The 8,504-nt window shown below is 66.6% G+C and carries 10 protein-coding genes; 8 read left to right on the top strand and 2 right to left on the bottom strand.

What is annotated here, in order from left to right:
- Window positions 1-102 precede the first annotated feature (102 nt).
- The 7 genes from AB0L82_RS25035 to AB0L82_RS25005 all read left to right on the top strand — a co-directional run bounded on the left by AB0L82_RS25035 (window position 103) and on the right by AB0L82_RS25005 (window position 6,805).
- Window positions 103-372 carry a hypothetical protein gene (locus AB0L82_RS25035; protein ID WP_364640954.1) on the top strand — a complete coding sequence of 90 codons (270 nt, stop codon included), beginning with the start codon at window positions 103-105 and terminating at the stop codon, window positions 370-372.
- 65 nt (window positions 373-437) lie between these two features.
- Entirely contained in the window at window positions 438-2,057 is a 1,620-nt protein-coding gene (locus AB0L82_RS25030; protein WP_364640951.1) for a hypothetical protein, read from the top strand.
- Window positions 2,058-2,134: 77 nt separating this feature from the next.
- Window positions 2,135-3,919: a hypothetical protein gene (locus AB0L82_RS25025; protein WP_364640948.1), complete on the top strand. Its 1,785-nt coding sequence runs from the start codon at window positions 2,135-2,137 to the stop codon at window positions 3,917-3,919.
- A gap of 5 nt (window positions 3,920-3,924) precedes the next feature.
- Entirely contained in the window at window positions 3,925-4,701 is a 777-nt protein-coding gene (locus AB0L82_RS25020) for an ESX secretion-associated protein EspG (protein ID WP_364640945.1), read from the top strand.
- 23 nt (window positions 4,702-4,724) lie between these two features.
- Window positions 4,725-5,066, top strand: a complete 342-nt coding sequence (locus AB0L82_RS25015; protein WP_364640942.1) for a hypothetical protein — start codon at window positions 4,725-4,727, stop codon at window positions 5,064-5,066.
- 183 nt (window positions 5,067-5,249) lie between these two features.
- Window positions 5,250-5,567 (top strand): type VII secretion target, encoded by a 318-nt coding sequence (locus AB0L82_RS25010; protein ID WP_364640939.1) that lies wholly within the window; start codon window positions 5,250-5,252, stop codon window positions 5,565-5,567.
- Window positions 5,564-6,805: a hypothetical protein gene (locus AB0L82_RS25005; RefSeq protein ID WP_364640936.1), complete on the top strand. Its 1,242-nt coding sequence runs from the start codon at window positions 5,564-5,566 to the stop codon at window positions 6,803-6,805. Before AB0L82_RS25010 ends, AB0L82_RS25005 begins: the two co-directional genes overlap by 4 nt.
- Here AB0L82_RS25005 and AB0L82_RS25000 read toward each other — a convergent pair.
- Window positions 6,774-7,541 (bottom strand): hypothetical protein, encoded by a 768-nt coding sequence (locus AB0L82_RS25000; RefSeq protein WP_364640933.1) that lies wholly within the window; start codon window positions 7,539-7,541, stop codon window positions 6,774-6,776. The two genes, AB0L82_RS25005 and AB0L82_RS25000, sit on opposite strands and share 32 nt — an antisense overlap.
- Before the next feature lie 18 nt (window positions 7,542-7,559).
- On the bottom strand, window positions 7,560-7,931 hold the full coding sequence (locus tag AB0L82_RS24995; protein WP_364640931.1) for a hypothetical protein: 372 nt from the start codon (window positions 7,929-7,931) through the stop codon (window positions 7,560-7,562).
- 152 nt (window positions 7,932-8,083) lie between these two features.
- Here AB0L82_RS24995 and AB0L82_RS24990 point away from each other — a divergent pair, with 152 nt between their 5' ends.
- Entirely contained in the window at window positions 8,084-8,482 is a 399-nt protein-coding gene (locus AB0L82_RS24990) for a hypothetical protein (protein ID WP_364640928.1), read from the top strand.
- Window positions 8,483-8,504: the final 22 nt, after the last annotated feature.

Raw genomic sequence — 8,504 nt, 5'->3', positions numbered from 1 at the left:
GCGCCGGTCCGTGGAGTTCGCCTGTTGGTCCAATTCCGGCAACCGTCCGGTTGACTCGGATATGCGATGCTGAGGGTTGGGTTCGATCAGAGGAGGAAGCACGTGCGCTTCGGGGGCCAACCGAGCGATGAGCAGCTGCGGGCTCGTTTCGACAGCATGCTGGAGCGGGTGCTGGCCGGTAAGGGCACGCGTACGGATTCCGGCCTCGATCGGGAGGTCGTGATCGCGCTGCGGGCCATCTCCCAGGCCCATCCGAACGCGTCCCCCGATCTCGTCGCCAAGGCGCGTGCGGCCTTCGCCGATCAGCTCAGCGGTGCGAACGCCGCCGCTCGGCACGCCGAGATGGATCGCATCTTCAACGAGCACGACTAGCCGTTCCATCGCGTCCTCCGAGGGCGCCGCCGTCTCGAATGTGACCGTCGAGGAGACGATTCCGCGTGACCAGCCTGCCCGAGTCCAGCGAAACGACAAGCGGTGAAACCGCTTCCGAGTCGCACGCGTCCGATGCCGCTGCGCCGGATCGGGATTCCGCGATCGATCCGCTCGCCCCCGTGATCGGGGTCGATGAACCGACCGGCGAGGCCGCGGCAGCTTCCGGATCCGGCGATGCCGCAACGGAGTCCGATCCCGACGTGGGCTTCAACCTCACCCGCTCGCGGCCCGCGCCCGATTCGGTGGACATCCCGGAACAGGCTCGCGACCTGGCCCACGGCATCGCGCGCGAGCTGATGTCGCTGGGCCCGCAGGGCTGGACCAGCGTGCGCGCCGCCTTCGCGCTGACGGTGACGGGCCGGCTGTCCCGGGTGATCTACTCCGATGACGAGGGCTGGCAGGCGCAGGCCCAGCCCTCCCCGGAGATTCTGAACCTGGTGATCGAGCACCGCGCCCTGTCCGCCGCGCTCGGTGACGGCCCCTGGTGGCGTTTCGAGCTGACCCTCACCGCGCAGGGCGAACTCGATGTCGATCACGACTACGGTGATGATCCGTTCCCGGACGACCAGCTCTTCGCGCCCCAGGATTACCTCGCGGATCTGGAAACCTACCCCCGCACCAGCCTGCCGATCTGGCTGGCCGCCTACGTCCGGCATGACAATCAGCAGGCCCGCACCCCGCAGCAGGCGGGTGTCGCCGCCCGCGCCGACCGTGAATCCGCGTTGCTCCCAACGATTTCCGATAACGACTTCCCGGATTTCCCGGTGCTGTGGTCGCGCTGGTCGGCGATCGCCGCCGCCTTCGTCGCCATCGGCTCGGATTGGGGTCCGCGGGTGCTGCCGTCCTTCGGCTGGTTCGAGGGTTCGCGCCGCTCCGGCTCCTCGCTGTACGCGCTGCCAGGCGGTCGCGCGGTGTTGTCCGGCGGCGTGTGGAACGCCCCCGAGCTCGATGCCGCCTACAACGGCGGATCCGCGCTGCCGCGCCTGTACGCGGGCGCCCCCGAGTGGGTTGCCAACTCGGTCTTGAACTCTCGCGCCGCGGGCGGCCTGCTGACCTTCTGCTACTGGTGGGAGCGCGGCCGCTGGTATCGCGGTGAATCCCCGCGCGCCACCGAACTGGCGGCCGCGGTCCCCGGTATCTGGACCACCGCCACCGTGGTCGATCTGATTCGCGGCTTGCTAGCCGATGCGCCCTCGGAGCCGCTGCGCGCAGCCGTCACCGCCTATGTCACCGCCGCTGAGCGCAATGACGTCACTCGCGAACAGCTGTCCGAAACCTTCGGCGATACAGCCGATCTCGACGGCGCGCACTATCAACTCAGCCTCTCGGGTGTGGCCCGTACCGGTCCCGGCCCACTGCCGCGGGAGGAGGCGGTGGCAGAGGTGCTGCGCCACATCGCCACCGTCGGTCTCGATGTCACCGGTTATCCGCTGGATCGGCTTCGCGCGGAACGACTTACGGTCGGCTGGCTCATTTACGCCCCCGCCGAACCGGGCGAGATATCGGTACAGCGCGCACTGTTCTATATAGCCGATGACGGCGTGGTGGAGTCCTCGACCTCCGCCAGCCCGCCTTCGGTCCATCTGCCCGGCTTCGAACAGCGTTTCCGCGCCAGGCACGCATAAGGAAATCGCTCTGATGATGGCTGAGTTGTATTGGTGCGCATTAGGGTTCGACGAATACCTGAGGGCAGGAGCGGAACGTGGGTGACGAAGACAATCCGTGGCGGGGGCTGGCCCAGCAGGCGCGCGGAGGCACCCTGCATTTGAGCGAGGGGGCGGGCGCCGCGGCGGCCAAGATCGCCGCCGATGTGGCGAACACGCTGGGTATCGCGCTGGCCTATCAACCATTGCTCACCGAGCACAAGGGCTTCGGCGATCACGCGATTCTGCCGTCGGCGGGGAATCTGCAGGACCGCTTCAATACCCAGGGCAAGAACCTCGGCACCGTCCTGAAGCGGTATATCGACCTGGTCGAAGCCATGGCCGACACCATGATCGTGGCGGACAACAATTACAAAGCGACAGAAGAAGATTCGAAGGCCATGTTCACCCGGTTCAAGAATGAATCCACGGTGCACCCGGCCCCCGGAACCCCGACACTGGTCGGCAACACCAAAATTCCGGTGTGGAACGATGAAACGGCCCCGCCGCTGGACAGCAAGAACGGTAACGGGGGCCTGGCGAAGATCGCCGAGGAGAAGGGCCATTACGACGCCCTCGACCCCGAGAATCCGAACGATAAGGATCGGGTCTGGCTCCATCAGGCGGGCACGGGCATGAATCCGCAGTTGGTGTCCGATATCGGTGGCACCTGGCTATTGGTCGCGGACAAGGTGGATACCAGCTTCGACCAGCTCACCAAGCGGCTGGACGAGATGAAGAACGGCTGGAGCGGTCGTGGCGGAGATGCCGCGCGCCGCGTGGCCGGGGAATTCAAGACCGAGGCGGACGGCCTCACCGCCGATATGCGCGCGATGGCGGCCAATCTGACCTATGTGGCGGGCTGGCTGGACAACACCAAGGTACGGATGCCGAGCGCGCCAACCGATTTCGATTACGACCATCCTCAGCGCGAGGATCGGATCGTCAAGGCCGCCCGATTGGCCTTTCAGAACTTCTATGTCACCGGCATGATCGCGGGCAGTCCGGCCATTCCGCATCTGATCGACCCGCTGGCGCAGCTGCCCGGGCTGGCGACGAAGACCACGACGGATGGCGGCGGTGGCGGAGACGGTGGCGGTGGTGGCGGCACCAAGAGCAAGCTCGGACTGGCCGCGGCGAGCCTGCCTGCCAATTCCCTGCAGCCGAACGGCACCGATCCGAACGCCAAACAGTCGCCGGGTACCAATCCGAACAAGACCGATCCGGGCAAGACCGATCCCAACGGCAAGACCGACCCGAACGGTAAGACGGACCCGAGCAAGACCGATCCGGGCAAGTCCGGCTCCGGCTCGACGGATCCCGGCCAGAAATCGGGTGACGGTACCTCGCAACAGAGTTCGAACGGCTCCTCGGATGCCTCGCAGCTGTCCAGTGCCCTGCAACAGGGCCTGCAGGGCCTGACCTCGACCGCGAATCAGGCCAAGACGAACGATCCCAGCTCCACCCTGGCCGGTATCCCCAATATGCTCAGCAACCTGACCAAGGATCTGGCCAAGGGCGGCGGTGGCCCCGGCGGTGGTGGTCCGGGTATCAGCCCGGCGTCCGCGCCGAAGGAGCTCACCTCGAAACTGTTCCCGCGCGCCGCGCTCTCGGCCGAGGTCGAGGGAGCCATTACGATGGGTACGCGGGCCGGAATCGCCACCGCCGGTGCGGCTCCCATGGGAGGTATGGGCGGCGCTCCGATGGGCGGCGGCCATGGCGCGGGTGGTCAGGGTGGTCAGGGCAAGGAGCACAAGCGACCGGAATTCCTGGACTCCACCGAATATCTGGAGGAGGCCATGGGCGCGGCCCCGGTCGTGGCGAAACCCGTGGTGGAGGGCTGAGTTCGGTGCTTCGGACCTTCTCGTTCACCGATCTGGAGTTCATGGTGCTGTGGGCGGAACGCGGCGCGGAATTCCTGCCCGAGCCGCTGCTGTTCTCCAGTCGCGCCCGGCGGTGGAGCGAGCACGTGGAGGAGATGGCGCGCACCCGTGATGATCTGCGTGAGCGCGACCCCGAATGGCAGGACATCTTCGACACCCTGTCACTACCCGATGTCCGGGTGGAGGTGTGCGGTCGTGACGGTCGTGACGCGTCCGATCCCAAGGGCAGCATCCGCCTGCTCGGCGTCCGGCGCGGCGATATCGGCTACGTGGTCGTCCAGCAACCCGGTGAAACCGTCAGTCACAGTGCGGGTTTCGATGTCATCGCATGTGACGCGTCACAATTGGCGGCCGAATTGATGGCGGTGCTGCCGGATACCGCGGCGGGCCACGGTCCGGAGCTGGTGCTGGCCGAACCCGCCGATATCGAGGAGCACGACTACGGTTTCGGCCTGTCTCCGGCGCACGAGACCATGGACGGTTCGGTCATCGACCGCGCCGCCGAATTCCTGGCCGCCCCGGCGGCCAGCCGGGGCGTGATCGAAGTGGTGCAGGGCTATTCCCGTTTCGGCCCGCGCGGTATCACCCGGCATCGGGTGGACTGGCGCGATCTGGTCGATGACGGCCGCTATGTGCTCACCGGTGACCATCCGCGGGTGGCGGCTCCCGCCGACCTGCGGCGAATGACCGCGACGGTGCAGGCTCGGATCGCCGAGGTGCTCGTCGCGATCGAGGATGAATGACGAGCGAAAAAGAAGGTGTACCAGTGCAACTGGAGGATCAGTTCCCCACCGAGTTCACCATCGCCTCACGGACCGGAGCGGTGGTCGTCTGCACCACCGAACAGGGTTTGCCGCTCGCGGTGAGCGTGGAACGCGATCAGCTGCGCGGTGATCCGGCCGCGCTGGCGGCGGAGGTGCTGCGGTTGTGTAAGCAGTCCGCCGCGCGCGCCGGTGCGCAGCGCCGCGAGCAATTGCGTTCAGCCGGTCTCGCGCCCGAGATGCTGGCCTTGACCGGATTGCCTACGCTGTCGGAGGTGACCCGGCAGGAAATTATCGAGGAGCAGGACTTCGATACCGAACCGGACAGCTGGCTGCGGCCCATTTGAGCCAATGCCTCGGCGGAAACGGACGAAAGCCCCAGTGTGGCAACCCGATCCGAGCTGCGAAGATAACCCGCCGCTCACCCGCCGTTAACGCTTTGCGTTTGGAATTCGCTCAGATTTTGATGAGCTCACCGAATATTCGCTCTGTATAGTTCATTTCGAGTTGATCTTCCTGATGGGGGTCTCATGAGCAATCTCGCAGCCAACTCTGACACGATCCGGCATTACGGTGACGTCTCCGCAGCCATGGCATCCACGATCGCCGGCGTCGCCGCCGCCGATCAGGCCGCCACCGTGGCGGCGGTCGTCCCGGTCTTCGGTTTGATCGGCCAGGAATTCCTGCTGAGTTTCGCTGGCGCGCAAGGTAATCACTTCGCCGCCACCGCGGATCTCGCCGCCGTGCACGCCGGTACCGCGGTCACCGCGCACGAGGCCGCCGCGGCCTACGAGGCGGTCGAGGAGCGGTCCAGCGTCGACTTCCTGTCGCTGTCGCTGGAGTCATGAGCGCGCCGCAGCCGGATCCCACGGTGGCGGATATCCTGCGCGGCACCGATATCGGTGCGCTGCTGGACCGCCCGGTCAATGATGTCCTGCGCGATCTCGGCCTGTCGGCGCTGCCGCAATTGACCGCCATGCCGCCGCTGCCGGGTATGCCGGTGCTACCGGTGCTCGACCTGTCCACCCTCGCGCGCCCGCTCACCGATCTCGCGCAATCCTTCGGGACCGGCAAGCTCGGCGGTGCGAGCGTGGATCCCACCCAGGTGCTGTCGAGCGTTTCCAGTGCGCTGCAACAGATCATGACCATGGCGACCTCGCTCATGTCGATGGCCTCCTCCGGCGATTGGCAGGGCTCCGGGGCAACCAGCGCGCTCGCGAAAGGCACTGCGGCGCAAGCGGACGCGGTGCAGCTCGAGACCCAGAACGGGCAGCAGAAAATGGTGCTCGGTGGTGCGGCGGGCACCGTGGCGACCGGTGCGGCGTCGATGTCCGCGATCATCGCCAAATTCCTTGCCGCCGTTGTCGCTTCGGCCCCATTCCTGGTGACGCCGCCCGGACAGGCCTTCCTGCTGTCCATGGCGGGGGAGACCGCGGCCGAAGCCACCGCCGTGGTCGCCAAGACCAAGGGCGAACTGGCGGTGCACAGCGCGAATATGACCGCCGCCGGGCAGAAGGTGAAGGTCACCAATGCCCCGAGTGGCGTCGATTCGCTCTCGCAGGTGACGCAGCTGCTCGGGCTGCTCTCGCCGCTGGCGAGTGCGGCGAATACCGGTGTGCAGCAGGTGCAATCGATCGCGCAGACGCTGACCGCCACCGAGACGGCCGCACAGATCACACCGGTGGCGGATGCTCTCGATCCGGCCACGGGCGGCGGTTTCGCTCCCGGTGGCATGCCGCTCGGCGCTCTGGGGCTGAGCACCCCGACGCAACTGAGCGAATACAGCGGTACCCGTTCGGCTTCCGCGCCACCCGGAAATGGTTCTGCCGCAACGCAACCGGCGGCGAATTCCCGTGCGGCCGCTACTCCGGGGCCGAGCATGATGCCGCCGATGGCGGGCGCGGGCCTGGCGCCGCGGTCGGAGGACGGCGAAGGCGATGCGGAGATCCGCTCGCAGTTGGTCACCGGAGAACACGGTGATGATGTGGTCGGCGACCTCGGCAATACCGGGGTGCCGGTGGTGGGTGCGGTCGGTGCGGCCAGTCCGCGGGTGCCTACGACGAATCTGAACGTGGGTACCGCGTGACCTTGCCGTCGTAGATGTGCTGCGGCCGCCGGTCGATCTCGATATCGAGGTAGGGGCAGTCGGCCGCGCCGTGGCGCAGGGTGGCGGTGTGGTCACCAGGGGCGATCCACAGCAGTTTGCCCGCGTCCAGCCAAGGCCGTAGCTCGAAATCCTCATCGCTGGGTGGCATCTTTTCGGCGTATTCGCGGTCCAGGCTGGTGGGATCGAAGATCGGGTTGCGGCACTGGCCCCAGACGTCCTCCAGTGAGATGTCTTTCGGCCGCTTCGGTGCGAAATAGTTTATCGCCCAGCCGGTATGGGGTCCGATCGGAATCTCCGCGATGACGGCGTGAGCCTCGGGCAGTTCCAGCAGGTGCGGGAGCACGAAGGGTGCGCTCGGGCCCGGTCGGCAGTCGAACGGTGCGGCGGCGATCGGTTCGGTAAGTCGCACAGCACCTTTGAGTGCGATCCAGGTACCGGGCAGGCCTGCCGGTCGTCGTTGCGTCGGGTTCAACCACTCCCAGTACCAGCCATCCAGACCGGCGGTGTCTATCGGCCATCGCAACATGCGATCGGTCAGTGGGCAGCGTGCGATGACGGTTTCCGGCAGCAGTTTCCGATATTCGTCACGTAGATCGCACAGCCGGTCGAAGGCGGGGAATTTCGCTGCCGAAGACTGGCCGCCGTAGTAGAACCTCATGAGCGGGAAGCCCTCGTCGAGTAACTCCTGCCGCCGCACTAGATCGAATCCAGGCATGCCGTAACCCCTTTCGGATCAGCCGGTGATGAGCCGGACGGCGGCATCCTTGGCCGCCTCATCCACCTCGGCAACGCGGCAGTCGCGCGCCAGAATGTGGGTAACCAGATCCATCTCCGGCGGCAGCCCGTGCTTGCGCAGATAATGCGGCACCGAGCCCGACCACACCCACACCCCGTCGGTCCGGAAATTCAACGGCACATCGCGCTGCCCGGGCGCGAATTCGTCCACATCGAAACTGCGCGCCGCCAGCACCACCGGCGCGGATTCGAGATATTCGAGCACCCGCTCGGTGAACCACGGAATCACCGGTGCACGGTCCGCCACCGGCCGTCCGTCGGCGTCCCGGCCGTCGTAGACCCGGGCCATGCGCAAGGAGTGCTCGAACATGAATCGCAGCCTATGCCAGTCGCATGCCGCACCGCTGCGTTGTTTCTCGGTCTCGGCCCGGATATCGGTTCATGGCGAGTCCCGCTCGCGGCCGCGAGGGATGATAGTCGGGACCGCGCCGAGTGATAATCTCCGCCCGGAGAGGAGTCCGCATGGGCGAAGTACCAGATGCACGGGCCGAACTGGACCGGCTCGGGAATTCGCTGCGCACCCAACTCCTGGACCTGATCACCCTGCTCACCCCCGGCGCGGACCCCACCCTGCTCTTCCTCGACGAGCCCACACCCGTCGACGACGAAGACCCCGCCGCCCACCACTATTCGACCACCTTCCGCGGTCAACGCCCCAACTCCATCACCGCCGCCGACACCATCCGCCAAGCCGCGACCCTGCTGGCGAACTCCGGCTGGGAAGTCTCCGAATCCCGCGAAGTAAACCGCACCCTGATCACCGCCTACCGCTCCGGCTGCACCCTGGAACTCCGCATCCCCGACCACACCCCCACGGTCCTATACAGCGCCACCACCCCGGCCTTCCCCCTCCCGGAGTAATTCCGCCCGGCATCTCCCCGAA

This window comes from Nocardia sp. NPDC052001 (genome assembly GCF_040680615.1).
Lineage (GTDB): Bacteria > Actinomycetota > Actinomycetes > Mycobacteriales > Mycobacteriaceae > Nocardia.
The sequence above is the reverse complement of the archived record's forward strand: the minus strand, read 5'-3'. Positions and strand labels throughout refer to the sequence as shown.

Excerpts from the sequence above, each read along its gene's own strand:
- AB0L82_RS25010 (WP_364640939.1), top strand. The coding sequence starts at position 5,250 with ATGAGCAATCTCGCAGCCAACTCTGACACGATCCGGCATTACGGTGAC.
- AB0L82_RS25005 (WP_364640936.1), top strand. The coding sequence starts at position 5,564 with ATGAGCGCGCCGCAGCCGGATCCCACGGTGGCGGATATCCTGCGCGGC.
- AB0L82_RS25000 (WP_364640933.1), bottom strand. The coding sequence starts at position 7,541 with ATGCCTGGATTCGATCTAGTGCGGCGGCAGGAGTTACTCGACGAGGGC.
- AB0L82_RS24995 (WP_364640931.1), bottom strand. The coding sequence starts at position 7,931 with ATGTTCGAGCACTCCTTGCGCATGGCCCGGGTCTACGACGGCCGGGAC.
- AB0L82_RS24990 (WP_364640928.1), top strand. The coding sequence starts at position 8,084 with ATGGGCGAAGTACCAGATGCACGGGCCGAACTGGACCGGCTCGGGAAT.